This is a genomic window from Streptosporangium sp. NPDC006013 (assembly GCF_040614275.1).
Lineage (GTDB): Bacteria > Actinomycetota > Actinomycetes > Streptosporangiales > Streptosporangiaceae > Streptosporangium.
The window spans coordinates 19,515-45,831 of record NZ_JBEXUE010000021.1; the positions used below are offsets into that span (position 1 = coordinate 19,515).

25 protein-coding genes are annotated in these 26,317 nt (G+C 70.3%); 6 read left to right on the forward strand and 19 right to left on the reverse strand.

Annotated elements, in window-relative coordinates:
* Positions 1–204 precede the first annotated feature (204 nt).
* The 5 genes from ABZ260_RS05645 to ABZ260_RS05665 form a co-directional block, all read right to left on the reverse strand.
* Positions 205–708, reverse strand: a complete 504-nt coding sequence (locus tag ABZ260_RS05645) for a nicotinamide-nucleotide amidohydrolase family protein (protein ID WP_355613351.1) — start codon at positions 706–708, stop codon at positions 205–207.
* Complete coding sequence (gene pgsA, locus ABZ260_RS05650) at positions 705–1,310, reverse strand: CDP-diacylglycerol--glycerol-3-phosphate 3-phosphatidyltransferase (protein WP_355613353.1); 606 nt, start codon at positions 1,308–1,310, stop codon at positions 705–707. The genes ABZ260_RS05645 and pgsA overlap by 4 nt, the downstream gene beginning before the upstream one ends.
* Before the next feature lie 25 nt (positions 1,311–1,335).
* Positions 1,336–2,745: a 30S ribosomal protein S12 methylthiotransferase RimO gene (rimO, locus tag ABZ260_RS05655; protein ID WP_350955656.1), complete on the reverse strand. Its 1,410-nt coding sequence runs from the start codon at positions 2,743–2,745 to the stop codon at positions 1,336–1,338.
* 216 nt (positions 2,746–2,961) lie between these two features.
* A complete protein-coding gene (locus tag ABZ260_RS05660; RefSeq protein WP_350913074.1) occupies positions 2,962–3,717 on the reverse strand; it encodes a helix-turn-helix domain-containing protein in 756 nt (251 codons plus the stop codon).
* A gap of 99 nt (positions 3,718–3,816) precedes the next feature.
* The gene (locus ABZ260_RS05665; RefSeq protein ID WP_355613355.1) at positions 3,817–6,345 is read right to left on the reverse strand and encodes a DNA translocase FtsK; all 2,529 of its coding nucleotides are present in this window, start codon (positions 6,343–6,345) and stop codon (positions 3,817–3,819) included.
* 267 nt (positions 6,346–6,612) lie between these two features.
* On the opposite strand from ABZ260_RS05665, the gene ABZ260_RS05670 reads away from it, so the two are divergent.
* Complete coding sequence (locus ABZ260_RS05670) at positions 6,613–6,855, forward strand: hypothetical protein (protein ID WP_355613357.1); 243 nt, start codon at positions 6,613–6,615, stop codon at positions 6,853–6,855.
* A gap of 3 nt (positions 6,856–6,858) precedes the next feature.
* On the opposite strand, the gene ABZ260_RS05675 is transcribed toward ABZ260_RS05670, so the two are convergent.
* The gene (locus tag ABZ260_RS05675; protein WP_355561279.1) at positions 6,859–8,544 is read right to left on the reverse strand and encodes a ribonuclease J; all 1,686 of its coding nucleotides are present in this window, start codon (positions 8,542–8,544) and stop codon (positions 6,859–6,861) included.
* 164 nt (positions 8,545–8,708) lie between these two features.
* Positions 8,709–9,635 (reverse strand): 4-hydroxy-tetrahydrodipicolinate synthase, encoded by a 927-nt coding sequence (dapA, locus tag ABZ260_RS05680; protein WP_355613359.1) that lies wholly within the window; start codon positions 9,633–9,635, stop codon positions 8,709–8,711.
* A 550-nt stretch (positions 9,636–10,185) separates the two neighbouring features.
* Between dapA and ABZ260_RS05685 the strand changes: the two genes are divergently transcribed.
* Positions 10,186–10,911 (forward strand): GntR family transcriptional regulator, encoded by a 726-nt coding sequence (locus tag ABZ260_RS05685; protein ID WP_355561283.1) that lies wholly within the window; start codon positions 10,186–10,188, stop codon positions 10,909–10,911.
* Positions 10,912–10,962: 51 nt separating this feature from the next.
* Here the strand turns inward: ABZ260_RS05685 and ABZ260_RS05690 are convergent, their stop codons facing one another.
* Complete coding sequence (locus ABZ260_RS05690; RefSeq protein ID WP_355613376.1) at positions 10,963–11,433, reverse strand: peroxiredoxin; 471 nt, start codon at positions 11,431–11,433, stop codon at positions 10,963–10,965.
* 145 nt (positions 11,434–11,578) lie between these two features.
* Complete coding sequence (locus ABZ260_RS05695) at positions 11,579–12,544, reverse strand: DMT family transporter (RefSeq protein ID WP_355613361.1); 966 nt, start codon at positions 12,542–12,544, stop codon at positions 11,579–11,581.
* Here ABZ260_RS05695 and ABZ260_RS05700 point away from each other — a divergent pair.
* From ABZ260_RS05700 to ABZ260_RS05715, 4 genes are all read left to right on the forward strand, one after another.
* The gene (locus ABZ260_RS05700) at positions 12,543–13,940 is read left to right on the forward strand and encodes a PLP-dependent aminotransferase family protein (protein WP_355613363.1); all 1,398 of its coding nucleotides are present in this window, start codon (positions 12,543–12,545) and stop codon (positions 13,938–13,940) included. The genes ABZ260_RS05695 and ABZ260_RS05700 overlap by 2 nt on opposite strands.
* Positions 13,941–14,006: 66 nt before the next feature.
* Positions 14,007–14,570 carry a CGNR zinc finger domain-containing protein gene (locus ABZ260_RS05705; RefSeq protein ID WP_355613365.1) on the forward strand — a complete coding sequence of 188 codons (564 nt, stop codon included), beginning with the start codon at positions 14,007–14,009 and terminating at the stop codon, positions 14,568–14,570.
* Between the two features lie 132 nt (positions 14,571–14,702).
* On the forward strand, positions 14,703–15,314 hold the full coding sequence (locus ABZ260_RS05710) for a GNAT family N-acetyltransferase (RefSeq protein ID WP_350913053.1): 612 nt from the start codon (positions 14,703–14,705) through the stop codon (positions 15,312–15,314).
* A gap of 25 nt (positions 15,315–15,339) precedes the next feature.
* Positions 15,340–16,209 carry a 1,4-dihydroxy-2-naphthoate polyprenyltransferase gene (locus ABZ260_RS05715; protein ID WP_350913051.1) on the forward strand — a complete coding sequence of 290 codons (870 nt, stop codon included), beginning with the start codon at positions 15,340–15,342 and terminating at the stop codon, positions 16,207–16,209.
* A 49-nt stretch (positions 16,210–16,258) separates the two neighbouring features.
* Here ABZ260_RS05715 and ABZ260_RS05720 read toward each other — a convergent pair whose 3' ends face one another.
* The 10 genes from ABZ260_RS05720 to ABZ260_RS05765 all read right to left on the reverse strand — a co-directional run bounded on the left by ABZ260_RS05720 (position 16,259) and on the right by ABZ260_RS05765 (position 26,227).
* On the reverse strand, positions 16,259–16,768 hold the full coding sequence (locus tag ABZ260_RS05720; RefSeq protein ID WP_355613368.1) for a GNAT family N-acetyltransferase: 510 nt from the start codon (positions 16,766–16,768) through the stop codon (positions 16,259–16,261).
* Between the two features lie 243 nt (positions 16,769–17,011).
* On the reverse strand, positions 17,012–17,749 hold the full coding sequence (dapB, locus tag ABZ260_RS05725) for a 4-hydroxy-tetrahydrodipicolinate reductase (RefSeq protein WP_355613370.1): 738 nt from the start codon (positions 17,747–17,749) through the stop codon (positions 17,012–17,014).
* A gap of 124 nt (positions 17,750–17,873) precedes the next feature.
* Complete coding sequence (locus tag ABZ260_RS05730; RefSeq protein WP_355613378.1) at positions 17,874–19,187, reverse strand: pitrilysin family protein; 1,314 nt, start codon at positions 19,185–19,187, stop codon at positions 17,874–17,876.
* The gene (locus ABZ260_RS05735) at positions 19,187–21,511 is read right to left on the reverse strand and encodes a polyribonucleotide nucleotidyltransferase (RefSeq protein WP_355613372.1); all 2,325 of its coding nucleotides are present in this window, start codon (positions 21,509–21,511) and stop codon (positions 19,187–19,189) included. The genes ABZ260_RS05730 and ABZ260_RS05735 overlap by 1 nt, the downstream gene beginning before the upstream one ends.
* Positions 21,512–21,830: 319 nt before the next feature.
* Positions 21,831–22,100 carry a 30S ribosomal protein S15 gene (rpsO, locus tag ABZ260_RS05740; RefSeq protein ID WP_030904195.1) on the reverse strand — a complete coding sequence of 90 codons (270 nt, stop codon included), beginning with the start codon at positions 22,098–22,100 and terminating at the stop codon, positions 21,831–21,833.
* A gap of 259 nt (positions 22,101–22,359) precedes the next feature.
* A complete protein-coding gene (locus ABZ260_RS05745; RefSeq protein WP_343973847.1) occupies positions 22,360–23,313 on the reverse strand; it encodes a bifunctional riboflavin kinase/FAD synthetase in 954 nt (317 codons plus the stop codon).
* Positions 23,314–23,449: 136 nt separating this feature from the next.
* Complete coding sequence (truB, locus tag ABZ260_RS05750) at positions 23,450–24,349, reverse strand: tRNA pseudouridine(55) synthase TruB (RefSeq protein ID WP_355561306.1); 900 nt, start codon at positions 24,347–24,349, stop codon at positions 23,450–23,452.
* A 33-nt stretch (positions 24,350–24,382) separates the two neighbouring features.
* Positions 24,383–25,381, reverse strand: a complete 999-nt coding sequence (locus tag ABZ260_RS05755; RefSeq protein ID WP_355613374.1) for a DHH family phosphoesterase — start codon at positions 25,379–25,381, stop codon at positions 24,383–24,385.
* Positions 25,378–25,860: a 30S ribosome-binding factor RbfA gene (gene rbfA, locus ABZ260_RS05760; protein WP_350913038.1), complete on the reverse strand. Its 483-nt coding sequence runs from the start codon at positions 25,858–25,860 to the stop codon at positions 25,378–25,380. Before rbfA ends, ABZ260_RS05755 begins: the two co-directional genes overlap by 4 nt.
* A gap of 67 nt (positions 25,861–25,927) precedes the next feature.
* On the reverse strand, positions 25,928–26,227 hold the full coding sequence (locus ABZ260_RS05765) for a DUF503 domain-containing protein (RefSeq protein WP_030904200.1): 300 nt from the start codon (positions 26,225–26,227) through the stop codon (positions 25,928–25,930).
* Between the last annotated feature and the right edge of the window lie 90 nt (positions 26,228–26,317).

The window sequence follows — 26,317 nt, forward strand, 5'->3', positions numbered from 1 at the left end:
TCGCTCCCTCCCCGGCGCGGATGCCTTCGCGACACTCCGCGCTATCGGTTCGTGCCGCCCGTTCTTCGAACGCGACCCTTGGTACATACTCCTCGCCGTCATCATCGCTTGACCTTTACCTCACTCACAGTTCCACCGTACCTGTATCCACCGACACCGCGGCAGACCATGGGGAGCATGTTCGCTGGGGACGTAACGCGGTAATCACCCGGAATGTTCCCCCACGTTCGCCTCCAGCACACCTCGGAGAAGGTCTACGGCCTCATTCACCGTCGATTCCCGGATCTGCTCACGAGTCCCCGCGAGTTGCAGATCCCGGTGCCATACCCGTCCGTCCGGACCGCTAACGGCGAGATGAACCGTACCGACCGGTTTACCATCCTGTGGTTCGGGACCGGCCACACCGGTGACGGCCAGACCGTAGGTGGAGCCGGCCAGGAGGCGCACCCCGGTCGCCATGGCGGCGGCGACCTGCGGGTGCACGGCGCCCTCGCGGTCGAGCAGGTCCGCGGGGACGTTCAGCAGCCGCTGCTTGAGCTCGCTGGAGTAGGAGATGACCCCTCCCAGGAAGGCCGCGGAGGCTCCCGGCGGCTCTGTGAGGGCCGCTCCGATCAGCCCGGCGGTCAGTGACTCGGCCACCGCCACCGTCTCGCCCCCGCGGACGAGAAGGGAGAGGACCGTGGTCGTCGCGAGCAGGCGGTGGCTCATACGGCCCGCGCCCGCTTCGCGACCTGCCTGAGCTTGATCGCCCGGATCACGTAGTCAAGACCGGTGCCGACGGTGACGACGGCCGCCGCTCCCATGACGACCCAGCGGATCGGGTCGGGCACATCCGGCCAGATGTAGGAGACGATCGCAGCGATCTGCAGGACGGTCTTCACCTTCCCACCGTAACTGGCCGGGATGACGCCGTGCCGGATCACCGCGAACCTCAGCGCGGTGACGCCCAGCTCCCTGCCCAGGATCACGACGGTGACCCACCAGGGCAGTTCCCCCAGCACCGACAGGCTGATCAGTGCGGCACCGATGAGGGCCTTGTCGGCGATCGGATCGGCGATCTTCCCGAAATCGGTGATCAGGCCGTAGCGGCGGGCCAGCTCGCCGTCGAGCAGGTCGGTGAGCGAGGCCACCAAGAAGACCACCAGCGCGGCCACCCTCCAGCCGGATCCCGGCAGGAAGAGGCAGGCCGCGAAGAACGGAACCATCGCCAGTCGTATCACCGTCACGACATTGGCGATGTTCCAGGCGCTCACCTTGGGGCGCGCGGGTGTCGCTGTCGAGTCGGTGCCGGTCTCTGGCGTGTTGGTCATACGCTCTCCCGGCCCGGTGGCGCGTTCATGGGGCCGCCTTGATCCGGGCGATCAGGTCGACCCCCTCCGAGTCGACCACGACGGCCCGGACGATCTGGCCGGGGACCAGCCCGATGCCCTGGACCGTCACCGAGCCGTCGACCTCGGGCCCCTGGTGGGCGGCGCGGCCCTCATAGCCGCCGTCGCCCAGGTCCTCCTCGATCAGGACGTCGACCTCGGTGCCGATCCGCTCCTCGGCCCGCTGGGCCATGAGCTCCTCGGCCAGCTCGGTGAGCGCGGACACCCTGGCGTCGACGATCTCCTGGTCAAGCTTGCCCGGGAGCGAGGCCGCCTCGGTGCCCTCCTCGTCGGAGTAACCGAAGATGCCGATCACGTCGAGCCTGGCCTGCTCCAGGAAGCCCACCAGCTCACCGAACTCCTCCTCGGTCTCGCCGGGGAAGCCCACGATGAAGTTGGAGCGCACGCCCGCCTCGGGGGCGTGGGCGCGGATCGACTCCAGGAGGTCGAGGAAGCGCGCGGGGTCACCGAAGCGGCGCATCCGGCGGAGCACGGGACCGCTGGCGTGCTGGAAGGACAGGTCGAAGTAGGGGGCCACCCCCTCCGTCGAGGAGATGATCTCCAGCAGCCCCGGGCGGAGCTCGGCGGGCTGCAGGTAGCTGACGCGCACCCGTTTGATGCCCTCGGTCGCGGCGAGCGAGGGCAGCAGCTTCTCCAGCGCCCGCAGGTCGCCCAGGTCCTTGCCGTAGGAGGTGGAGTTCTCGCTGACCAGCACCAGTTCCTTGACGCCCTGCTCGGCCAGCCAGGCGGCCTCACCGAGGAGTTCCTCGGAGCGGCGCGAGACGTACGCCCCGCGGAAGGCGGGGATGGCACAGAACGTGCAGCGCCGGTCGCAGCCGGAGGCCAGCTTCAGCGAGGCCACCGGCCCTTCGCCCAGGCGCTTGCGGAGCGGCCGGGGACCACTGGCGGGTGCCAGGCCCTCGGGCAGCTCACCGTGGCCGGGAATGGCGGTCTTGGGGGCGGCGGCACGCTCCACCGGCGAGATGGGCAGCAGGGTCCTGCGGTCACGGGGGCTGTGCGGGACGAGCGGCCTGCCCGCCAGCACGTCGTCGAGGCGGGTGCCGATCTCGGTGTAGTCGTCGAAGGAGATGACCGCCGCGGCCTCGGGCAGCGCCTCGGCGAGCTGGTCACCGTACCGCTCCGCCATGCAACCCGCGGCGACCACCTTGGCCCCGGAGTCGGCCGCGGCGAGCAGCGTGTCGATGGAGTCCTTTTTCGCTGAGTCGATGAAGCCACACGTGTTGACGACGACGACGTCCGGATCGTCGTCGCCCAGCTGCCAGCCGGCAGCCTCAAGACGAGCGGCGAGCTCTTCGGAGTCGACCTCGTTGCGTGCGCAACCAAGTGTGATCAGCGATGCGGTTCGGCGGGATGACATGGTGAACACTACGGTATCGGGAGTTGGCCACTACCCGATGCACCTCCCCCACTCCAGCACCGCCGCATCCCCGTCCGCCCCGGACATCCCGCCGTGAAGACGGGAGTCCGGAAGGTGAGGACCACCGTGCCGACCAGGGACGTTCACCCGACCGGGTGATCCACGAGCCTGGCCGGGGCCGTCGCCGCGACCCCGGCAGAACTCCCGGTCGCCGCGTCAGCGCTCCTTGGCGGCGGGGGCGTCGTAGGAGCGGTTGACGATCTGCCCCGGGCTCCCCGGGGCACCCAGGTTCTTGCCGTTCACCTTCAGGGTGAACGCCCCCCCGTCGCCGAAGGTGACCCTCATCCTGTCCTTCGCCTTCCAGGTCGAGGTCTTGCCCTCCTTGAGCGTTCCGGAGAAGAGCCTCTTGCCGCCCGCGTCCTCCACGTCCAGCCAGGAGGTGCGCTCCGCCCTGACCTGGAGGACGACCATGTCCTTGCGCTTCTTCTCGGCCAGGGACGCCGCCCGGCCCGGTGAGCCGGGAGCACTGCCGGCCGGCGGCGGCAGTGCGGCGGGCACCGGCACGGGGTGGCCGTCCGCTATGGGCGTGTCGCCCCCGCCCATGGTCCGCACCACTCCGAAGATGACCACGATGCCCAGCGCCACCGCCATGGCCGTCGTCCAGTTGGGCGAGCGGCGCTCACGGATCTTCAGTGGCATGTCGGCCTGGAAGACGCTGGAGGCCCGCACCGGCAGCGGGACACCCCCGTGCTGCTCGTCGTAGCGGTGCACCAGCGTCTCCGGATCGAGCCCGACGACCTTGGCGATGTTTCTTATATGGCCCCGCGCGTAAAAATCACCCCCACACTGGGAGAAGTCGTTCCTCTCGATCGCCTGGATGAGCACCTCGCGGATGCGTGTCCGCGCGCTCAACTGCCCAACGGTCATCCCCATCGACCGCCTGGCATCCGCCAGATCGCTTCCAATGCCCATGGCGCACGCCCCTCAGCCCCCGACGTTGCGTAGCGATCCCCATTCAATCAGTAACCGGACGGGAGGTGTGCGGCGGGGGGTCCGTTCCCTCCCGGTGTGTCATCCTCCACGCAGGTCGGTCAGCAGGCCGGGAAGCTCGTCGGGCTTGACCATGACCTCCCGGGCCTTCGAGCCCTCGCTGGGCCCGACGACGTTCCTGCTCTCCAGCAGGTCCATCAGACGGCCCGCCTTGGCGAAACCGACCCTGAGCTTGCGCTGGAGCATCGAGGTCGAACCGAACTGGGTGGTCACGATGAGCTCGGCCGCCTGGATCAGCAGGTCGAGGTCGTCGCCGATGTCCTCGTCGATCTCCTTCTTGGAGGTCGCCACGGCGGCCACGTCGTCGCGGTACTCGGCGGCCATCTGGGCCTTGCAGTGCCCGACGATCTCGCCGATCTCCTTCTCGGAGACGAACGCGTTCTGCAGCCGTATGGGCTTGCTGGCGCCCATCGGCAGGAAGAGCGAGTCGCCCTGGCCGACGAGCTTCTCCGCGCCCGGCTGGTCCAGGATGACCCGGGAGTCGGCCAGCGAGGAGGTGGCGAAGGCCAGCCTGGAGGGGACGTTGGCCTTGATCAACCCGGTGACCACGTCCACCGAGGGGCGCTGGGTCGCGATGACCAGGTGGATGCCGGCCGCGCGGGCGAGCTGGGTGATGCGGACGATGGAGTCCTCGACGTCGCGCGGGGCGACCATCATCAGGTCGGCGAGCTCGTCGACGATCACCAGCAGGTAGGGGTAGGGCTGGTAGACCCGCTCGCTGCCCGGTGGCGGCACCAGCTTGCCGGTACGCACCGCCTTGTTGAAGTCGTCGACGTGCCGGAAGCCGCTGGCGGCCAGGTCGTCGTAGCGGCGGTCCATCTCTCCGACGACCCATTCCAGGGCCTCGGCGGCCTTCTTGGGATTGGTGATGATCGGCGTGATGAGGTGCGGAATGCCCTCGTAGACGCTGAGCTCGACCCGCTTGGGGTCGACCAGGACCATGCGGACCTCGTCGGGGGTGGCCCGCATCAGGATCGAGGTGATCAGACCGTTGACACAGACCGACTTTCCGGCGCCGGTGGCACCCGCGATGAGCAGGTGCGGCATCTTGGCGAGGTTGGCCACTATCGTGCGCCCCTCGACGTCCTTGCCCAGCCCGACGATCATCGGGTGGTGGTCCGCCTGGGCCACCGGGGAGCGCAGGATGTCGCCCAGTGAGACGAGGTCCTTGTCGGTGTTGGGGATCTCGACGCCGATCGCCGACTTGCCGGGGATCGGGGACAGGATCCGGACGTCGGCCGACTTGACCGCGTAGGCGATGTTCTTGGTGAGCGCGGTGACCTTCTCGACCTTGACCGCCGGGCCGAGTTCGATCTCGTAGCGCGTCACCGTCGGCCCCCGGGTGAAGCCGATCACCTGGGCGTCGATGGCGAACTGCTCCATCACGCTGGTCAGCGCGTTGACGACCACCGTGTTGGCCTTCGTCTGCGGCTTGGGGGCGGTGCCGGGGCGCAGGAGCTGCGGCTCGGGCAGGGTGTAGGGGCCCGCCTGCGGGGACAGGACGAGCTGCTCGACCTTGCGCGGTGCCGGGGTCGGGTCGGGAGGCTCGGACGCGTCGGCCCTGACCTGCGCGAGTTCGGCCTCGTCCACCAGGCCGGGCACGATCTCCGGGGAGTGGCCGCCGAGCCCTCCCGGCGACTCGGCGACCACGGGCGTGTCGTAGGGCTTGACGTGGTCGCCCAGCTCGGCCCCGCCGGAGTCCGGCTTCTTGCGGGTGGCGGGCCGCTTCCTGGACGCCCGCGGCGCGCTGGGCAGATCGCGGTTGAAGAGCATGTGCCTGATCTCGGCCAGCCGCTCGGGAACCCGGTGCACCGGGGTGGCGGTGATCACCAGAATGCCGAAGCCCGACAGGATCAGCAGCAGTGGGATGGTGATGAAGGAGGGCAGGATGCTCGCCGGGGGCGCCGAGACGATGAAGCCGATCATGCCTCCGGCGGCCGCCACCTTGTCCATGCCGTCCGAGCCGCCCCCCGAGGGGTACGGCGTGTCGTGAACGACGTGCACGACGCCGAGCACACCGATGGCGAGGGCGGACCACCCGATGATCATCCGGCCGGTGTCGGCGTTCTGGTCGGGGTGACGCAGCAGCCGCCAGGCCAGCAGTACGAGCAGGATCGGGACCAGCCAGGTCAGCGATCCGAAGACGGCGCGCATGACCTCGTCGACCACCGTGGAGACCGTGCCGGTGCTCTCCCGCCAGGTCATGGCCGCCAGCACGATCGCCCCGGCGAACACCGCCAGGCCGAGCCCGTCGCGGCGGTGGACGGGGTCGAGTTCGCGTGCGTTCTGTCCCAGGGCCCGCGCGGCGCTGCCGATGCCTCCCGCGAGGAGCATCCAGATGCCCATGAACAGCTTGCCGATCATGGTGAGAACCCAGCTGATCGGGTCGTGCTGCGGCGAGGCCGGCCTGCGGGCCGCACCCGCACCCCTCCCCCGGTTGGCGGACGCCCGCCGAGCGGGGGCCGTACGGGCCTGGGAGGCGCCCGAGCGGCCGGGGGAGCCCTTGCCGGGGGGCTTTCCTGAGGAGCCTTTAGACGTACGGGTGGCCATGCTAGGGAGGTTAACGAGACGGGTGGTGGATTGCTCGCCGACTCGCCGGAGAGGTGCCCCCCTTGCCCGACCTTTCACAAAATCAGCTGATATCTCGTGAGCAGTTATGACTCGATCCGGGAGGGCATCCGGTAGGGCCCACGCCCCTCCGGCTTGCCGGCGTAGACCGCCTCGTCCCCGCTGTGGTACCCGGACGCGGAGGAGTGGAAGATCAGCAACAGGCTGACCAGGAACCTCGGATTCGACCCGTGCGACCTGAGCAGGCCCGTGGACGGCGGCCGGCGGGCCACGCGGACGGCCGACTACCACGCCCCCGAGTTCCACCGGGGCGAGCAACTGGTGATCTACCGCTCCGCCGGTGCCGCGCGCCGCGCCATGGCCGGCCTGCTCGCCCAGGTCGACAGATGCAAGCGCGTCAAGTCCGGCTCCGTGGTCTTCAAGGCCTCGGCGCGAGGGGAGGGTGGCACTCGCGTCCGTACGACGACCGGTGCGGCCGCCGTACGGAGTTGAGGATCAGACCTCGATGACGACCGGAACGATCATCGGGCGGCGGCGGTAGGTGTCGCTCACCCAGCGCCCCACGGTCCTGCGGACCACGCGGCGGACCTGCTGGATGTCCACCACCCCGTCGGCCGCGTTCTCCTGCAGCGCCCGCTCCACCTGCGGCAGGATGTCGTCGAACATGGCCGGATCGATGCCGGACCCCCTGGCGTGGATCTCCGGGCCTCCGGCGAGCTTGCCGGTGGCGGTGTCCACCACGATGACGATGGAGATGAAGCCCTCCTCGCCCAGGATGCGGCGGTCCTTCAGCGCGAAGTCGGTGACGTCGCCCACCGAGGTGCCGTCCACGTAGACGTAACCGGCGGGAACCGCGCCCACGATCTTGGCCCGGCCGTCGACCAGGTCAACCACGACACCGTCCTCGGCGATCACGATGTGGTCGTCCGGCACCCCGGTCAGCGCGGCGAGCTTGGCGTGCGCCCGCAGGTGGCGCCACTCGCCGTGCACCGGCATGAAGTTGGACGGTCGCGTCAGGTTGAGCACGTACAGCAGCTCGCCCGCGGCGGCGTGCCCTGAGACGTGCACCTTCGCGTTGCCCTTGTGCACCACGCGGGCGCCCCAGCGGGACAGGCCGTTGATCACGTTGTTGACCGCGGTCTCGTTACCCGGCACCAGCGAGGAGGCCAGGAGAACCGTGTCGCCCTCGGCGATCCGGATCGGGTGATCGCGGTTGGCCATCCGCGACAGCGCCGCCATCGGCTCGCCCTGGGACCCGGTGCAGATCAGCACCACGTCCTCCGGCGGCCAGCCCTCGATCTCCTTGGAGTCGACGATCAGCCCCGGCGAGACCCTCAGATAGCCCAGGTCGCGGGCGACGCCCATGTTGCGCACCATCGAGCGACCGACCAGCGCGACCTTGCGACCGTGCTTCTCAGCCGCGTCGATGACCTGCTGGACGCGGTGGATGTGGGAGGCGAAGCTCGCCACGATCACGCGCTTGCCCGCCGTGCGGACGACCTCGTCGATGACCGGCGCGATCTCCCGCTCACTGGTGACGAAGCCCGGCACCTCGGCGTTGGTCGAGTCGGACATCAGCAGGTCGACGCCCTCCGCGCCGAGCCTGGCGAACCCGCCCAGGTCGGTCAGCCGCCCGTCACTGGGTAACTGGTCCATCCTGAAGTCACCGGTGTGCAGGACGATGCCCGCGGGTGTCCTGATCGCGACGGCCAGCGCGTCCGGGATGGAGTGGTTGACGGCGAGGAACTCGCACTCGAACGGCCCGAACCGGTGCCGCTCTCCCTCCACGACCTCGCGCTTGACCGGCTGGATGCGGTGCTCGGTGAGCTTGGCCTCGATCAGCGCCAGCGTCAGCTTGGACCCCACGACCGGGATGTCGCGACGCTCGCGCAGCAGGTACGGCACGGCACCGATGTGGTCCTCGTGCGCGTGGGTCAGGATCACGGCCTCGACGTCGTCCAGGCGGCCCCGGATGTACTCGAAGTCGGGCAGGATCAGGTCGATGCCGGGCTGGTCGGGCTCGGGGAACAGCACCCCGCAGTCGACGATCAGCAGACGGCCCTCGTACTCGAACACGGCCATGTTGCGGCCGATCTCACCGAGGCCGCCCAGCGCGACGATGCGCAGGGCGCCTTCGGGCAGCGTTGGCGGCGGCCCGAGTTCGGGGTGGGGGTGACTCATCAGGCCACACCTCTCTCAGCGGTCTCACATGCGGCAAAGGCCCCCGTGGGCAGCAGGACTACTCCCTCGCCGAGCACCCCGTCCCCGAGCGGACCAGTGTGTCTTCTTTCTCGCAAACTCTCGTTCCTCCCGGATGCGGCCGGTGAGGGCCGCGGTCGTCGCTCTCATGTCACAACTTCGTCGGGCAGCTTCACACCGCCCGTGATCAAGTCTTCGCGCAGCCTGCCGAGCTGCTCAGCGGTTGCCTCCACCAGAGGCGACCGCATCGGTCCCGCGGGCTGTCCCACCAGGTTCAACGCCGCCTTCGCCATGATCGCGCCACCGGCCTGCATCATGATCCCGGAGACCACGGGGAGCAGCCGGCGGTGGATGGCGAGCGCACCCGCCGCGTCCCCGGAGCGGTACGCCTCGATCATCGCGGCGATCTCCGCGCCCGCGACGTGGCCGATCACGCTGACACACCCCACGGCCCCCACCGACAGCCACGGCAGGTTGAGCGTGTCGTCACCCGAGTAGTAGGCGAGGCCGGTGGACGCGATGACCTGCGACCCCTCGAACAGGTCGGCCTTGGCGTCCTTCACCGCGACGATCCGCTCGTGCCCGGCGAGCCGCGTCAGCGTCTCCCTCTGGATCGGCACACCGCTGCGACCTGGGATGTCGTAGAGCATGGCCGGCAGGGCCGTGGCGTCTGCCACTGTACAGAAGTGACGGTAGATCCCCTCCTGGGGGGGCTTGCTGTAGTACGGCGTCACCAGCAGGAGACCATGGGCCCCGGCGCGCTCGGCGGCTCGGGCCACCTCGACACTGTGGTGCGTGTCGTTGGTGCCGGCTCCGGCGACGACCGTGGCGCGGTCACCGACCGCCTCGACGACGGCGCGCAGCAGGCGCTCCTTCTCCTCGTCCGTGGTCGTCGGGGACTCTCCCGTGGTGCCGCTCACGACGAGGCCGTCGTTGCGCTGCTCGTCCACCAGATAGGTGGCCAGACGACGCGCTGTCTCGTAGTCGACCGCTCCGTCACTCGTGAACGGCGTGACCATGGCGGTCAGCATGCGGCCGAAGGGGGCGTCGTAGGTTCCAGTTGGCGCTGCCATAGACCGAACGCTACCTGGATCCGCTGAAACGGTGGACCCCGCCACCCCGCCTGACCTCCGTCCACCGATGGGCCCAAGAGTGAACATCCCCCCGAGGTGCCCGCTGCACACCGTACACGCGGATATACGACACCGTGGCGAGGGACTCCGATCCGCACTCGTCGCGGGGCTTCGGGCCCGCCACGCGACCGGAACCGTCCACATCGATCCAGGCGGAAGCGAGATGACCTGGGGCGATCAGGGGCCGGGAGCGACATCCAGGGCTTCGCGCCCGATTACATGACTAACGATACTTTTGTCCACTTCGGTGGCGACAGGGAATTCCTTGAAGGAAAAAGAGGCCGCCGATATGTGCTCGGGGGTACACACATCGACGACCTCTACCGTTGAATCGGCGTTCCTTACGCGGGTGTTACACGGTCTCTGAGATATTTTTGGGCACTTCTGGGAGCGGCGCGCAAAGTTGGAGTTCCAAATCTCCACCATCACCCTGCGTTGCGCATCGAATACGACAGGATGGGACAACGCCCCAGAACCCAGGGATGGACACGTGGCAAGCTCCGATCCTGTCTACCTGCGCGTCGTCGCCGACATCCGGCGCCAGATCGTCGACGGCTCCCTTCCCCCCGGCTCCCCGATCCCCTCTCGCGCCCAGCTGACCAGGAAGTACGGCGTGGGCGAGACCGCCGCCAGGCACGCGCTGCGCGTGCTCACCGCCGAAGGCCTGATCGTCGGCCGCGTCGGCTCGGGCCACTACGTGCGGGAACAGCCGGCGCTGCTCCCGCTGCACCGCTGGCGCTTCCATGACCACCACGCCCCCTTCGCGGCCGACATCCAGTCACAGGGCACCCGGGCCACCTGGGACTGGCGGGCCGAGCCCGCCGACGCCACCCCCGACATCGCCCACCGCCTCCGGCTGGACGAATCCGCCCCGCTGACCCGCACCCGCTACCTCTTCCGCGGCGACGGCAAGCCGATCCAGCTGGCCACCTCCTACGAGCCCGCCGAGTTCAGCGAGCCCGTCACCGAGGAGAACCCGCGCAGCCTGATCGCCCGCCTGTCCGCCTTCGGCGTCAAGATCACCGAGGTCGTGGAGCAGATCCACACCCGCGTCCCGCAGCCCGCGGAGAGCGACGCCCTCGCCCTGCCCGCGGGCGTCAACGTCCTGCACGTCGAGCGCACCCACTGGGCCGGAGACCGCCCGGTGGAGACCAGTGACATCATCATTCCCGGCGATCGCTTCCGCCTGGTCTACTCCCACCCCCTGCACCCCTGAGAGACCTCGGCCACCGCCCTGCCCGCGCCTTTCGCCCGGACGGACGAGAGGTCAGGGGTGCGGACGGGAACGCAGCACCTCCAGGGCGCGGTCCGCATGGGCCTCCATGTGGGTCTCACTGTGGATCACTTCCAGGAGGCGGTGGTCCTCGTCGATGACGAAGGTCATCCGGCGGGTGAGGAAGGGCCCCACCGCGATGGTACGGCGGGCACCGAGGCGCCTGGCGACCGCGCCGTCCGGGTCGGACAGCAGTGGAAAGCCCAGCTGGTTGGCCTGGGCGAACCTCGCCTGCCGGTCGACCCCGTCACGGCTGATTCCGATCCTGGTCGCCCCCACGGCGGCGAAGTCCGCCGCCAGGTCGCGGAAGTGACAGCTCTCGGCCGTGCACCCCGACGTCATGGCCGCCGGATAGAAGAAGAGCACCACCGGCCCCTTGGCCAGAAACTCACTGAGCCGCCTTCGCGTGCCCGTCTCGTCGAGAAGCTCGAAGTCCTCGACCATGTCTCCCACCGCGAGGTTCATGCCCACGGGTTGTCTCCCTACGCCGTCGGAGGACCTCCGCTCGCACCGCCGGGATCCTCGTACCCGGCCAGAGCGGAAGCCGATGTTCCGCCCCCATTCTCCGGCGAATCACCGACGGCACAACAGGGCCCGCCCACCTCGGTTCTCAGGAGCGGGATCGCTGCGTCAGGGCCACGCACGCGAGGACCACCAGTGCCGCCGCGATCGTGACCGGTCCGACCGACTCGTCGAGCAGCAGCCAGGCCCAGAGCATCGTCAGCAGCGGCTGGGCGAGCTGGGTCTGCCCGGCGCGGGCGATCCCGCCCATGGCCAGACCCGCGTACCAGGGGATGAAGCCGAGGAACATCGAGACCAGGCCGACGTACGCGAACCCGGCCAGCGACGCGGCGCCGGGCCGCACGTCGGTGGTCAGCGCCAGCACCACCGTGATCGGCACGGTCAGCGGGGCGGCGAGGACGAGGGTGTGGGAGATGACCCGCCAGCCGGAGGTCTCCCGGGCCAGTCGCCCGCCCTCGGTGTAGCCGACGGCGGCCGACAGCAGCGCGCCGACGAGCAGCACGTCGGCGCCGGTGATGTGACCGCCCCCCATGCTGAGGGTGAAGACCGTGATCGCCACGGCACCGAGGCCGCAGGAGATCCAGAACAGCGCCCTGGGCCGCTCCCCCGCCCTCAGCACGGCGCAGGCGGCGGTGGCCGCCGGCAGCAACCCGATCACCACGGCGGCGTGCGAGGCGGAGGCCCCGGTGTTGAGGGCCAGGCCGCTGAAGACGGGGAAGCCGAACACCACGCCCACCACGATGACGAGGTAGGACCGAAGCTGGGGCCTGGGTGGCAGCAGCGGCACCCTGGCGGCGAGCAGGAAGGCGGCCGCCGCGACCGCCGCGATGGCGGCCCGTCCGACCGCCACCAGGTAGGGGTCGAAGCCCTCCATCGCGAAGACCGTCGCCGGGAACGACCCGGAGAACGCCAGCACTCCCAGCCCCGCCAGCAGGGTCCCCCGCCACGCCGTGCCTCGCGATTCGGACGGCACCGTTCCCAGTGCCCCGGCCGCTCCGCCGATGTCGTCGACCGCTACTCGATCCGAGACGATAGCGCTACTATTATCCCTCATGAATGACGATAGCAGTATTGCCCGATTGGCCGCCACGCTCCGCGAGGAGATCGGGCGGCTCCGTCCGGGCGACAGGCTGCCGTCGAGCCGCGAGCTGGTCCGGCTGCACAACGTGAGTCCGGTGACCGTGTCGCGCGCGATCGGCAGGCTCTCCGCCGAGGGACGGGTGATCACGAAGCCCGGCAGCGGCGCCTACGTCGCCCCGGCGGTCACCCACGGCGCCGACAGCGCCGACATGTCCTGGCAGACGGTGGCACTCGGCGACCGGGTGGTGGACGACAGCGGGGTCACCGGCCTGCTGACCCCTCCGCCGGACGGGGTCATCCCACTCACCGGCGGCTACCTCAACCCGGCTCTGCGCCCCTCCAGGGCCCTGTCAGCCGCCGCCTCCCGCGCGCTCCGCCGCCCCGACATCTGGGAGATGCCACCGCTGACCGGCTCCGCCGAGCTGCGCAGGTGGTTCGCCCAGGAGCTGGGCGGCGACGTCACCCCTTCGGACGTCCTCGTCGTCAGCGGCGGGCAGGCGGCGCTCACCCACGCCCTCCGCTCCCTCGCCGCCCCCCAGACCCCCGTCCTCGTCGAGACGCCCACCTATCCGGGCGCGCTGGCCGCGGCGCGGGCGGCCGGGCTCCGCGCGACGGCCGTTCCCATGGACCGCGGCGGGGTCCGGCCCGAACTCCTCGCGGAGGCGTTCGCCGTGACCGGCGCGCGGGTCTTCCTCTGCCAGCCGACCCTGCACAACCCCACCGGCGCGACCCTGACCCTCGAACGACGCGAGCAGGTGCTGGCGATCGCCCGCGCCGCCGGGGCGTTCGTGATCGAGGACGACTACGCCCGTTACTTCACCACGGCCCCCGTACCGCCCCCGCTGGTCGCGCTGGACGCCCATGGCACGGTCGTGCACATCAACTCCCTGACCAAGGTCCTGTCTCCCAGCATGCGCCTCGCCGGGGTCGTCGCCCGCGGTCCCGCCGCCCGGCGCCTGAGGGCGAGCCAGCTCGTGGAGTCGTTCTTCGTGGCCAGGCCGCTCCAGGAGACCGCCCTGGAGTTCGTCAGCTCGTCCGCCTGGCGGCGCCACCTGGCCACGCTGAGCACCGAGCTGACGCTCCGCAGGGACACTCTCACCGCCGCCCTGACCGCCCGGATGCCCGCAGCCGAGATTCACCTGGTTCCCCGTGGCGGCCTGCACCTGTGGATACGGCTGCCCGCCGAGAAGGACGAGGACGTCGTGGTGGAGGCCGCCAGGAGGGCGGGCGCCCTGGTGAGCCCCGGGCGCATCTACTACCCGGCCGAGCCTCCCGGCCCCCGCATCAGGGTGACCCACTCGGCGGCCGTCCACCCGGCCGAACTGGTCGAGGGCGTCCGCAGACTGGCCACCGCCCTGGCCGCCTCCTGACCTCTCGCCCCGGTGGGAGAGGCAGGGAATTACAACCCCCTAACGGCGTACAGTGGTTGCGAAGAGGTGAGTGAAGACATGGGCAATCCCGCCGACCTGGTGATCGACTTCGTCAACACCTACGACGTCGAGAGCGACACCGACTCGCTCCCCACCCCCGCGGCGCTGGCCGCCTGGCTCGGCGGACGGGGCCTGATCCGGCCGGGAGAGGTGGCCGACGAGACGGATCTGGCGACGGCCGTCGGCCTTCGCGAGGGTCTCCGCGCGGCGCTCCGGCACGACCATGACCGTCCCGGCGATGCGGACGGCCACGGGGCCGGGCTGCCGCGAGCGTTCGCCGCTCTCCCGCTCAAGGTCACCCTGACCGCCGACGGGCCGGTGCTCGAACCGGTCGTGACGGGAGTGCTCGGCGGGCTGGCCGAGATCGCCGCCGCCGTGATGGGCACCCACGCGGGCGGGATGTGGTCGCGCCTGAAGGTCTGCGCCGAGAGCACCTGCCAGTGGGCGTTCGTCGACTCCTCCAAGAACCGTTCACGCTCGTGGTGCTCCATGAGGGTCTGCGGCAACCGCACAAAGACAAGGGCATATCGGGCCCGTCGGCAGACGGAGCCGGGTTCACGTCATCTCTGAGTCGGATTCCCCGATACGGTGTAAGAGCCTGACTCACGGATCCACCCGCCTGATGCCCGCTCGCGTGGCACGAGATCCGCGAGACAGCGCGTTCCGAGGCGACGGCAGACGGCAGAGAAGGAGCGGGCCGAGATGGCAGACGTAGGCGTGCGGGCGGCTCGGCACGAGGATGTCGCCGCGGTGACGAGCACCCAGATCCGCGCCTGGAAGTACGGCTACCGGGATTTCCTTCCCGAAGGACCGCTGGAGCAGATGACCGGCCCGGCGGCCGAGAACATGTGGCGGCAGCAGTGGGACGACGCGATCACCTCGCCGCCCAGCTCCCGGCACCGCGTGCTGGTGGCCGTGGAGCAGGTGGTCCTCGACACCGACGCCTTCCCCGCGCTCGGCCCCGGCGGCATCGAGGCCATGGCGGCGATGCAGGGCGCCGAGAAGGTCGCGGGCCTGGCCTCGCACGCCCCGGCAGAGGACCCCGACCTCGACCCGACCACCGCCGGCGAGATGCTCACCTTCCTCATCGACCCCGACCACGTCCGGCGCGGTCACGGCAGCCGGCTGCTCAACGCCACCGTCGACTACCTCCGTGACGACGGCTACCACACCATCGTGACCTGGGTGTTCGCCGACAACTACGCGGTGCTCGGCTTCCTGGAGTCCGCCGGCTGGGGTGCCGACGGAGCCGAACGGGTCATCGACATGGGCCGTACGGTGCGGATGATCCGCCTGGCGACCGACATCAGCTAGAGCCGGAGAGGAACACCGCACCCCTATGGCCACCCCGAGCCAGTGGATCGCCGGAGCACGTCCACGCACCCTTCCCGCCGCCGTCGTCCCCGTCGCCATCGGCACCGGAGTCGCGGTCGGATACGGCGGAGGGGTGTGGTGGCGTGCCCTGCTGGCCCTGTTCGTGGCTCTCGCCCTCCAGGTGGGCGTCAACTACGCCAACGACTACAGCGACGGGGTGCGCGGCACCGACGAGGGCCGGGTCGGCCCGATGCGCCTGGTCGGCTCGGGTGCCGCGCCGCCCCGCCAGGTCCTCGCCGCGGCCCTCGGGTGCTTCCTCGCCGCCGCGGTGGCGGGGCTGGTGCTCGTCGTGGCCACCGGGGCGTGGTGGCTGCTGCTGGTCGGCGCCGTGGCGATCGCCGCCGCCTGGTTCTACACCGGCGGCTCCAACCCGTACGGCTACCGCGCGCTCGGCGAGATCTCGGTGTTCGTCTTCTTCGGTCTGGTCGCCGTGACGGGCACCACGTACGTCCAGCTCGAATACCTGCCCCCGCTCGCGGTGGCGGCGGCCGTCCCGGCCGGCCTGCTGGCCTGCGCGATGCTCGTGGTCAACAACCTGCGCGACATCGTGACCGACGGCCCGGCGGGCAAGCGCACCATGGCCGTGGTGCTCGGCGATCGCCGCACCCGCGTCCTCTACACCCTCTGCCTGGTGCTGCCCCTGCTGATCGCCCCCGCACTGGCGCCCTGGCAGCCGTTCGCGGCGCTGGCGCTGCTCGCCGCCCCGCTCGCCGTCGCCCCGGTGAAGGCGGTCCGGGCGGGCGCCACGGGCCCGGCGCTCATCGCGACGCTCCAGCAGACGGGCCGCTTCCAGCTCGGGTACGGGCTGCTGCTGACCATCGGCCTGGCGCTCTGACCCGTTCGGGGATGCCTTCCCTGCTCCTGCCGGAGAGGCAACGGGCGGCTCAGAGGACGCGGCGCATCACGACGCGGGGAGCGATCTCGATGCCCAGCTCCCGCTCGTGGCGCACCAGCTCCGCCATCTCCGGACCCCACTCGGCGGGGTCGAGCACGGCGAAGCCGTGCCGGGCGTACCAGGGGGCGTTCCAGGGCACGTCGCGGTAGGTCGTCAGCGTCACGGCGGCCAGCCCGGTCGAGACCGCGTGGTCGCAGACGGCCTCCAGCAGGCACCCGCCGGCTCCCCGGCGCCCGTGGTCGGGATGGACGGCGAGCTGGTCGAGGTGGAGCTGCCCGTCGACCAGGCCGACCATGGCGAACCCGATCGGCGGGTCACCCGCGACGAGCACCCGACCGGGGTCCTCGGTCTCCTCGATCATCGTGGTCCCCGGCGGGAAGGTGATCCCGACCTCGGCGAAGATCCCGTCGGCCGCGACTTCCACCGCCACCAGCCCGGCCAGCTCCTCCGACCGCGCCCAGCGGACCTCGGTCGCAGTCGAAGATCGAGTGCTTGTCATGGAACCGGAGGATACCGCGGCACCGCGCGCAGACCACAAGGGTTATCCGGTGGGAGATGACGCCTCGGCGGCCGTCGAGCCTGCCCACCTCCTGCCGGAACCCGGTGCCGTGACAGAGCGGTCAGGCAGGCTCGGGTCCCGTCATGGTCGCGCGACGAACGGCCCCCCGGAGCCCCTGGGAGCCCCGGGGGGGCCGAGGAGCGGTGCGGCGAGGACGTGTGGTGACCGGCCTCGTCACACCCGTCAGAGGTCGAGAAGGGGCTCCAGGCCGACGGTCAGGCCGGGGAGCTCGCGGACCCGGCGCACGCCCAGGAGCACGCCGGGGGTGAACGACGAGCGGTTCATCGTGTCGTGGCGGATGGTCAGGATCTCGCCGGCGCCGCCCAGGATGACCTCCTGGTGGGCGATGAGCCCGGCCAGCCGTACCGCGTGCACCCGCACCCCGTCGACGTCTGCGCCGCGGGCCCCGTCCAGCTCCGTGCTGGTGGCGTCGGGCATCGGCGCGGAACCCGCCTTGCGCCGGGCCTCGGCGATCAGCTCGGCGGTGTGGCGGGCGGTGCCCGAGGGCGCGTCCGCCTTGTTGGGGTGGTGCAGCTCGACGATCTCGGCGGACTCGAAGTAGCGGGCGGCCTGCTGGGCGAAGTGCATCATGAGCACCGCCGCGATGCCGAAGTTGGGGGCGATCAGCGCGTTGACGCCCGGGTTGGCGGCCAGCCAGCCCCTGACCGTCGCCAGCCGCCCGGCGTCGAAGCCCGTGGTGCCGACCACCGGGTGGACGCCGTGGGAGATGCACCACTTGAGGTTGTCCATGACGACGTCGGGGTGGGTGAAGTCGACCACCACCTCGGCGCGCTCCAGCTCCTCGATCGGGTCGCCCTGGTCGACCGCCGCGACCAGCTCCAGATCGTCCGCCGCCTCGACGGCCTTGCACACTTCGACACCGACGCGCCCTCGGGCGCCGAGAACTCCAACCCTGATCACGGCCCCAAGGCTATACCGTGCGGGCCCGCCGGATCGTCGCGGACCACCGGGTCCGGAGAGCCGCCCCGAAGACGCGGACGGCCCCGGCGCGGGAACGCGCCGGGGCCGCTCGCAGACGGGGTCGTCAGCCGGCCAGCGCCGCGCTGAAGTCCCTGTCCTCGTCGTAGGGGCCGATGACCGCGAGGGACATCGGACGGTTGAGGACGTCCGCGGCGACCGCGGTGATCTCCTCGGGGGTCACCGCGTCGATCCTGCCGAGCAGGTCGTCGACCGAGAGCGGCTCGTCGAAGACCAGCTCGCCCTTGCCGATCCTGGACATCCGGGAGCCGGTGTCCTCCAGGCCGAGCACGAGACCGCCGCGCATCTGACCCTTGCCCCGGACGATCTCCTCCTCGGTGATGCCGTCGGCGATCACGCGGAGCACCTCCTCGCGGCAGATCTTCAGCACGTCGTCGATCTTCGACGGCAGGCAGCCGACGTAGATGCCGAACTGGCCGGTGTCGGCGAGGGCGGAGGTGTAGGAGTAGGCCGAGTAGGCGAGGCCCCTCTTCTCCCTGATCTCCTGGAACAGCCGCGATGACATGCCGCCGCCGAGCGCCGCGTTGAGCACGCCGAGCGCGAAGCGGCGATCGTCGGTGCGGGTCAGCGCGGTCGTACCGAGGACCAGGTTGGCCTGCTCGGTCGGCCGGTGCACCACCCGGGTACCCGAGCGGGCCTCGACACCGGGCCCCGACACGCGCGGGGGAACCGGCGAGGCGTCCCCGCCCAGGGCCCCCGCCCGCTCGTAGGCCGCGGCGACCAGGGCCACGACCCGCTCGTGGTCGATGTTGCCCGCCACCGACACCACGGTGTGGGTGGGCAGGTAGTAGCGCCGGTAGTACTCGGCGATCCGGTCGCGGGTGACCGCGGTGATCGAGTCGACGGTGCCGAGGATCGGCCTGCCGACGGGCGTGTCACCGTACAGCTCGGCGGAGAACTGCTCGTGCACCACGTCGGAGGGGTCGTCGTCGTGCATGGCGATCTCCTCCAGGATCACGCCACGCTCGGCCTCGACGTCCTCGGGGGTGATGAGCGAGGAGGTCACCACATCGGCGAGCACGTCGATCGCCACCCGCAGGTCCTCGTCGAGGACCCGCGCGTAGTAGCAGGTGTACTCCTTGGCGGTGAAGGCGTTGATCTCGCCGCCGATGCCCTCGATGGCCGCGGAGATCTCCAGCGCGTCCCGCGTGGGGGTCCCCTTGAACAGCAGGTGCTCAAGGAAGTGGGAGGAGCCCATGTGCTGGGGGGACTCGTCTCTCGATCCGATGCCGACCCACATGCCGACCGCGACGGAACGCACGGTCGGCATGGACTCGGTCACCACCCGGAGCCCACCGGGGAGGACGGTGCGCTTCACCACCCCGGAGCCCTCCTTACCGGGGTGCAGAGTGGTGGTGATCACGAGTTGCGGTCTTCCCCTCCGCCACGGCTGCCGCTGCTGCGGGTACGGGTGCGGCGGGGCCGCTCCTCGCGCGGCCGGTCGTCGGCGGGCGCCTCGGCCTGCGGGGCCGCAGAGGTGTCGGAGTCGCCGGCCTCGGCCTTGGCCGCGGCCTCCTTCTCGATGACCTCGACGGGCACCAGGGAGAGCTTGCCGCGCGAGTCGATCTCGGCGATCTCCACCTGGATCTTCTCACCGACGTTCATGACGTCCTCGACGTTCTCGATGCGCTTGCCGCCGTGCAGCTTGCGGATCTGGGAGACGTGCAGGAGGCCGTCCTTGCCCGGCATGAGGGAGATGAAGGCGCCGAAGGCGGCGATCTTGACGACCGTGCCCAGGTAGCGCTCGCCGACCTCCGGCATGTGCGGGTTCGCGATGGCGTTGATCGCCGACCTGGCCGCCTCGGCGGACGGGCCGTCGGTGGCGCCGATGTAGATGGTTCCGTCGTCCTCGAGGGTGATCTCGGCGCCGGTGTCGTCCTGGATCTGGTTGATCATCTTGCCCTTCGGGCCGATGACCTCTCCGATCTTGTCCACCGGAATCTTGATCGTGATGATGCGCGGGGCCGTGACGTTCATCTCCGCCGGGGAGTCGATGGCCTCCTGCATCACGTCGATGATGGCCAGGCGGGCGCCCTTGGCCTGCTTCAGCGCGGCCGCCAGCACGGAGGCCGGAATGCCGTCCAGCTTGGTGTCGAGCTGGAGCGCGGTGATGACGTCCTTGGTGCCGGCGACCTTGAAGTCCATGTCGCCCATGGCGTCCTCGGCCCCGAGGATGTCGGTCAGCGTGACGTACTGGTCGCCCTCGTTGATGAGCCCCATCGCGATGCCCGCGACGATGCCCTTGAGCGGGACACCCGCGTCGAGCAGCGCCATCGTCGAGGCGCAGACCGACCCCATGGAGGTCGAGCCGTTGGAACCCAGCGCCTCGGAGACCTGACGGATCGCGTACGGGAACTCCTCGCGCAGCGGCAGGACGGGCAGCAGCGCCCGCTCGGCGAGCGCGCCGTGGCCGATCTCGCGCCGCTTGGGAGAGCCCACGCGGCCGGTCTCGCCGGTGGAGTAGGGCGGGAAGTTGTAGTTGTGCATGTAGCGCTTGGTGCGCTCGGGGTTGAGCGTGTCGATCATCTGCTCCATGCGCAGCATGTTGAGGGTGGTGATGCCCAGGATCTGGGTCTCACCGCGCTCGAACAGGGCCGAACCGTGCACCCGGGGCACGACGTGGACCTCGGCGCTGAGCTGCCGGATGTCCTTGACGCCGCGGCCGTCGATACGGACGCCCTCGGCGATGACGCGCTCGCGCATGAGCTTCTTGGTCAGCGACCTGAAGGCGGCGCTGATCTCCTTCTCACGGCCCTCGAAGTCGGGTCCGACCTTCTCCAGCGCCAGGGCCTTGACCCGGTCGAGCTCGGTCTCGCGCTCCTGCTTGCCCGCGATGGTCAGCGCGGCGGCGAGCTCGCTCCTGACCGCGCCGGTCACGGCCTCCAGGACGTCGTCCTGGTAGTCGAGGAAGAGCGGGTACTCGGCGGTCTCCTTGGCGGCGACCTTCGCGACCTTGGCCTGCGCCTCGCAGAGCACCTTGATGAACGGCTTGGAAGCCTCCAGGCCCTGCGCCACGGTCTCCTCGGTCGGCGCCATGGCCCCCTCGGCGACGAGCTTGAGCGTGTCGCGGGTGGACTCGGCCTCGACCATCATGATCGCGACGTCGCCGTCGTCGAGCACGCGGCCCGCGACCACCATGTCGAAGGTGGCGTTCGCCAGCTCGGAGTTGGTCGGGAAGGCGACCCACTGGCCCTCGATCAGTGCGACGCGGACGCCGCCGATCGGGCCGGAGAACGGCAGCCCCGCCAGCTGGGTGGAGAGGGACGCCGCGTTGATCGCGACGACGTCGTACAGGTGCTCGGGGTGGAGCGCCATGATGGTGGCGACCACCTGGATCTCGTTGCGCAGGCCCTTGACGAACGAGGGGCGCAGCGGCCGGTCGATCAGGCGGCAGGTGAGGATGGCGTCCTCGGAGGGACGGCCCTCACGCCGGAAGAACGAGCCGGGAATGCGGCCCGCGGCGTACATCCGCTCCTCGACGTCCACCGTGAGGGGGAAGAAGTCGAGGTTCTCCTTGGGATTCTTGGACGCGGTGGTCGCGGAGAGGACCATCGTGTCGTCGTCGAGGTAGACGACGGCGGAACCCGCCGCCTGGCGCGCGAGCCGCCCGGTCTCGAACCGGATGGTACGCGTGCCGAATGAGCCGTTGTCTATAACGGCTTCGCTGCTGTGGACACCCTCCACGGGGGACCTCCTTGTGGGTCGGTCGCCCGCGTCCGGCCAGACGCACGTGTCGCGCCTGGTTCGTCGTGTTGCCGGCTCCCCGTAGGTGCAGCGCCGGTCTTCGATCGAAGCGCCCGGTTCCGTATGGCTTGTGCCAAGATGACCGGGGGCCACTACCGAGGACCGGCCCTCCGACGCCGTGGGGCGCGCTTGCTTGCGGACGCGGGGCACTGTCTCGGCTATTCAGTTTGCTCACTGGAGCGGTGTCTTCATGGCGCGACGCGCCGACACCGGACCATATGAGATGAGGGAGCGGCATGCAGGCCGCTCCCTCATGACTCTATCGGCGCAGGCCGAGCCGCTCGATGAGCGAACGGTAGCGCGCGATGTCCTTGCTCTGCAGGTACTTCAGCAGCCGGCGGCGGCGGCCGACGAGCAGCAGCAGACCGCGACGGCTGTGGTGGTCGTGCTTGTGCACCTTCAGGTGCTCGGTGAGCTCGCTGATGCGCTTGCTCAGCAGCGCGATCTGCACCTCGGGCGAACCGGTGTCGGTCTCACCCTTGGCGTAGTCACCGATGATCTGCTTCTTTGCGGCGGTGTCGAGCGACACTTCTCTCCTTGAACCTCTACGGGCACGCGCAATTCCGGCTCCCCGAACGACCGTGCGTGCCTACAGTCGCCGTGGCGAGATCAGCATCGGGATCACGAGAACACCGATTACAGAGCTGACATGCCAGGTTACCATCGGCCTCGCAGCCCCCGCACATCATGCGGGAGCCCCATGGGTCCGGCCCCCGTGAACCGCCCCTCGCAAGGGGCCCCGCGAGGACGGTGACGGCCCTTGTGGCGCGAGGGTCGTGCGGGAGAGATCAGCCGGTCAGGCGCCGCACCTCGTCCACGTCCGCGTGGATCTGCTCGATGAGCGCCTCGATCGAGTCGAACCTGGTGTTGCCGCGGAGCCTCGGCCCGAAGTCGACGGCCACGTGCGCGCCGTAGAGGTCGAGATCGTCACGGTCGAGCGCGTACGCCTCGACGGTGCGGGGCACGCCCTCGAAGGTCGGATTGGTACCCACGGAGATCGCCGCGGGCCAGCGCTCGCCGCCGTACACGGCGGGCAGGTTGCCGGTCTCGACGCCCTGCAGCCAGCCGGCGTAGACGCCGTCGGCGGGGATCGCGGTGAACTCCGGCGACTCCAGGTTGGCCGTCGGGAAACCGAGCTGCCGGCCGCGCTGGTAGCCGCGGACCACCACACCCTCGACCCGGTGCGGGCGGCCGAGCGTCAGCCTGACCGCCTCCATGTCACCGGAGGCGATCTGCTCGCGGATCAGCGTGGAGGAGATCGTCTCACCATCGCTGACCAGCGGGACCGCCTCGGCCACGAAGTCGTACTTCTCGCCGAGGGTGCGCAGCGTCTCCACGTCACCGGAGGCCTTGTGGCCGAAGCGGAAGTTCTCCCCCACCACGACCCCGGCGGCGTGCAGCCGGTCGACGAGCACGGTCTGCACGAACTCGTCGGGGCTCATCCGGGAGAACTCCAGGGTGAACGGCAGGACGCACACCGCGTCGACCCCCAGCCCGGCCAGCAGCTCGGTGCGGTGCCTGGCCGTCGTCAGCCTCGGAGGGTGCGTGCCGGGCCGCACCACCTCCTCCGGATGCGGGTCGAAGGTCACCACCACCGAGGGCACTCCAAGATCCGCGGCCATCGCGACGGCTCTAGCCACCATCTGCTGATGCCCGCGGTGAACGCCGTCGAAGACGCCGATCGTGACGACGGACCTGCCCCAGTCTTCGGGCACGTCGTCCAATCCGTGCCAGCCTCGCACCGCAGCCTCTTCCCCTTGTAGCGGATCGACCCCTAAAGCCTGCCATGCTCTTGGACCTTCTCCCCAATCGGGGAGCCCCTTGGCGTCGACGTGCCCCCTGACGTCGGTCGAAGGCGCACCCACCACGGTACGGCCGTCAGGGGACGAACACCGCCAGGGACTTGGCGATCTTGCCGTGCTCCTCCACCAGTGCCACCAGCGTGCCGTCGGGGCCGAACACCCCGATGGGCCCGTCCCCCATACCCAGTGCGGGAAGCCGTCCACCGTGCGCGACGGAGCCCGCCTCCGCCGCGGTCACGTCCCGGCGGGGAAAGGCCGCCGCGACGGCATCGGCCATCGGCAGGATCACGCACTCGGCGGCGAGCCCCTCCAGGGTGTGGGCCGCCGACAGGTCGTAGGGGCCCACCCGGGTACGGCGCAGGGCGGTCAGGTGGCCGCCGACGCCCAGACCGGCGCCCAGGTCACGGGCGAGCGCGCGGATGTAGGTGCCGCTGGAGCAGGAGACCGAGGCGTCGACGTCGACGAGGTCGCCGTGCCGTCGCACCGCGGTGATCTCGAAACCCGACACGGTCACCGGGCGTGGCTTGAGCGTGACCTCCTCCCCCGCCCTGGCTCGCTTGTAGGCCCGTTCGCCGTTCACCTTGATGGCGCTGACCTGCGGCGGGATCTGCATGATCGGACCGGTCAGTGCGGCGACCCCCTTGCGGACGTCCTCCTCGGTGACACCCGCCGCCGACGCCGTAGCGATGATCTCCCCCTCGGCGTCGTCGGTGTTGGTGGCCTGGCCGAGGCGGATCGTGGCGTCGTAGCCCTTCTCGGTGAGCGCGAGGTGGCCGAGCAGGCGGGTGGCCTTCTCGACGCCGACCACCAGCACCCCGGTGGCCATCGGGTCGAGGGTGCCCGCGTGGCCGACCTTGCGGGTGCCCGCGATGCCGCGGAGCTTGGCCACGACATCGTGTGAGGTCCACTCGGCGGGCTTGTCGACGATGATCAGCCCGCTCGGCGGCGGGGTGCGCTTGGCGCGAGCCGTGCTCAATGGGATTCCTTTGACAGACGTGTCAGGAGAGTTCTACAGCAGTGCCCGGAGACTGGCGATCGTCTCCTCGACGGGCAGGTGGGAGGTGAAACCCGCCGCCTTGGCGTGCCCGCCGCCGCCCAGTTCGGCACAGACGCGCGAGACGTCCACCCCGCCCTTGGAGCGCGTCGAGACCTGCCAGGCGCCCTCGTCGTCCTCCTTGAGGATCGCGGCGACGTCCGCCTCGTCGGTGCGCCGGACCACGTCGATGATCCCCTCCACCTCGTCGTACGGCAGCCCGTACGCGGCCCGGTCGGCCCGGGTGACGAACGTCCAGACCAGGCCGCCGCCCACCTCGGGCTCCAGCCGAACCCGCTCCAGCGCGGCACCGAGCACCTTCAGGTAGCCGAACGGGGAACGGTCCCACAGCTCACGGGCGATCTGCTCGGGGTCAAGCCCGCATGCCACCAGCCGGGCGGCCATGGCGTGCGCCCGCGGGGTGGTGGAGGAGTGCCGGAACGAGCCGGTGTCGGTGACGAGCCCGACGTACAGGCAGGTCGCGATGGCCCCGTCGATCGGCAGGCCGAGCCTGCGGATCAACTTCTCGGCGAGCACGGCGGTGGCTGCGGCGGCGGGGTCGATCAGGTTGAGCGTGCCGAACCCGGTGTTGGACGGGTGGTGGTCCAGCACGATCAGCTCTCGTGCCCTGACCGCGTTGCCGGCCAGCGTGCCAAGGCGCTCGGCGGTGGGGACGTCGAAGGTGACCATCACCTCGGGTACCGCGGGATAGTGCGCGGGGTCGGTCAGCAGGTCCTGCCCCGGCAGGAAGCGGAGCAGCCTGGGCACATGGAAACTCCGGTCACCGAAGGACGCGGTGACCCGCTTGCCCGCCGCGCGCAGCGCGAGCCCGACGGCCAGCGTGGAGCCGAGCGCGTCACCGTCGGGCGAGACGTGACAGGCCAGCGCGACCTCGTCCGCGGCCGAGATGAGCTCGACGGCCCGGTCCCAGTCCTGGCCGGAGACCGGGCCGCCGGCACGCGGATCGGGCGTCACGTCGCGGAGCGTCCCGCGCGCTCCGAGGATTCGTCCTCTTCGTCCCCGAAGTCGTGATCCCTGTCCTCGGGCTTGCGGTAGGGGTCGGCGTCCCCCGCGTGCAGGGCCCCCTCGGCCCGCTTGGCGATCTCCACGTCCCTGGCCTTCGCCTCGGCGAGCAGGTCCTCCAGGTGACGGGCGGTGTCCGGGAGCGGGTCGTGGGTGAACGTCAGCGTCGGCGTGTGGCGCAGCCCCGTCTGGCGGCCCACCTCCGAACGGATGAGCCCCTTGGCGCTCTCCAGCGCCAGGGCGGAGTCGGCTCGTTCCGCCTCAGAGCCGAAAACGGTGTAGAACACCGTGGCATCGCTCAGGTCGTTGGTGATTCGTGTGTCCGTCACGGTCACGAACCCCAGCCTGGGGTCCTTGATCCGGCGCTCCAGCATCTCCGCCACGACCTGCTGGATCCGGTCGGCGATCTTGCGTGCTCGTGCGGCGTCCATAGCTCCCCCCTTCTTGTGGGAACGGCCGGGGCGGGAGGGGTGCCTCCGCCGCCGGCCGTCTCCACACCTAGTCTTCGTCCTCGTTGTAGAGCCGGTGTCTGGCGGACAGCAACTCGATCTCCGGGCGGAACGCGATCAGCCGCTCGCAGTCGTCCAGCACCGCACCGCAGTTGGCCGCAGTGGCGGAGACGACCGCGATCCCGATCTCGGTACGGCGGTGCAGATCGAGATGACCGGTCTCCGCCACGGCCACACCCGGGAACCGTCGCTGCACCTCGGCGACGATGGGACGCACCACCGAGCGCTTCTGCTTCAGCGAGTGGACCTCGCCGAGCAGGATGTCCAATGTCAGGGCACCTACATACATAGTGGATCACCCGCCACGATCGTCACCGTGCCACCTCAGGGCAACACCGTCGGCCTGACAACCGTGTACCGAGCGTTGTCCTCACTCGTG